Consider the following 1,754-nt stretch of genomic DNA (forward strand, 5'->3'; position numbering starts at 1 on the left):
GAACGATCCTTACGTACGCCGCGCCAAAGCCGACAATTACCGCAGTCGCGCCGCCTATAAATTGCTCGAACTCGATGAGCGCTTTGGCCTGCTCAAGGGGGTCAAGGCGGTGATCGACCTCGGCATCGCGCCGGGCGGCTGGGCGCAGATCGTCGCCAAGCGCGCGCCGGGCGCGGCGATAGTGGGGATCGACCTGCTGCCGACCGATCCAATCGCAGGCGTAACGATTTTCGAAATGGACTTCATGGCCGACGAAGCCCCCGCCGCGCTTGCCGGGGCGCTTGACGGTCCGCCGGATCTCGTCCTGTCAGACATGGCGGCCAATACCGTCGGCCACAAACAGACCGACCATCTGCGCACGATGGGCCTGGTCGAGGCGGCGGCGGACTTCGCCATCGCCGCGCTGGCCCCGGGCGGGGCGTTTGTCGCCAAGGTGCTGGCCGGCGGCACCGACGCCGCGCTGCTCACTCTGCTCAAGCGCCATTTCGCCACCGTCAAGCACGCCAAGCCGCCCGCGAGCCGCAAGGATTCGTCGGAGTGGTACGTGATCGCGCAAGGGTTCAAGGGACGGCCATAAACCTGTCGTCGTCCCGGACCTGATCCGGGACCGCTGGCCTGATCGAGGCAATGTTGCGCCAAGTCTCCACCGGTCCCGGATCAGGTCCGGGACGACGAGTCCGCGCCATCAAAACGGCAGGAACCTCGCGGACTCCTAGCACAAACGTCATCCTGAACTTGTTTCAGGATCCATCGGGCCTCACGCTCCGATCTATGCTCTAATAGGTGCAACGGCGCAGTTGCGCTGTCGAAGGCGCGAACCGTGCCCAAAGCGTAATGGATACTGGAGTCGAAGACGTGCGAAGCACAAACAAGTTCAGGATGACGTTGCTGGGCAGTCTCGGCCTTGTTTCCCCAAACGAAAAGGGCGGAGCCTTCCGGCCCCGCCCTCTGAAACTCGTGCTGCGAAAAGCTTACTTCTTCGCGGCAGCTTCCGGGGCGCCCGATGCGGCGGCGGCGGGTTCGCCTTCCTTGCCGGCATCGGCGGCTTCAGCCTTCGGCGCAGCGGGGAGCGGCAGGTTTGAACCCTGCGTGTTGAGATAAGCGATCACGTTGGCACGCTCGGCACCGTCAGACAGGCCGGCGAAAGTCATCTTGGTGCCGGCGGCCATCGCCTTGGGGCTTTTCAGCCAGTGGTCCAGATTGGTCCAGTCCCACTTGCCGCCGACCTTCTTGAGATCGTCGGAATAGGCAAAGCCGGGATGGCTGGCGACAGGCTTGCCGACCGTGCCGTTGAGGTTCGGGCCGATGCCGTTGGCGCCGCCCGCATCGATCGTGTGGCACGACTTGCACTTGGCAAAGGTGGCTTCGCCCTTGGCCGGATCGGCAGCGGCAAGGCGCGCCTCGATCGGTTCTTCCTTGGCTGCGCCGCCTTCGCTGGAAACGACGCCCGCGATTTCGTAGCCCATCTTTTCAGGACGGTGCTGCTTGTCAGCATGGAAATAGCGTCCGCTGATGCTTGAAAGGCCCAGCGCGATAATGCCGGCGCCGAGCACCCAGCCGGCAGTGGTGTTGAAACGGTCGTCCATCGATGAGCCCCAGGGTTCACTATTGGCAGTTGTCGCGCGCTCTAGTGTTGCGCCGCTCCAAGCGCAAGACAGTTGTTTGTATTGCCGACAAGATCGGCACGGCGGCACCGGCCCTCTCCTCCGCCCGGCCACCCATCGGAAGGATATTCTGGAATGGGTGGCCGGGCG

General features: G+C 64.0%; 2 protein-coding genes. One reads left to right on the forward strand and one right to left on the reverse strand.

Translation table 11 applies throughout. The annotated features are described in order from the left end of the window. The coding region (locus RMO89_RS00005) for an RlmE family RNA methyltransferase (protein ID WP_310530449.1) at positions 1-577 on the forward strand (577 nt) is incomplete at its 5' end. Between the two features lie 394 nt (positions 578-971). Here RMO89_RS00005 and RMO89_RS00010 read toward each other — a convergent pair. Continuing rightward, on the reverse strand, positions 972-1,586 hold the full coding sequence (locus tag RMO89_RS00010; RefSeq protein ID WP_310530450.1) for a cytochrome c family protein: 615 nt from the start codon (positions 1,584-1,586) through the stop codon (positions 972-974). Positions 1,587-1,754 lie beyond the last annotated feature (168 nt).

This window comes from Novosphingobium sp. (assembly GCF_031424035.1).
GTDB lineage: Bacteria > Pseudomonadota > Alphaproteobacteria > Sphingomonadales > Sphingomonadaceae > Novosphingobium.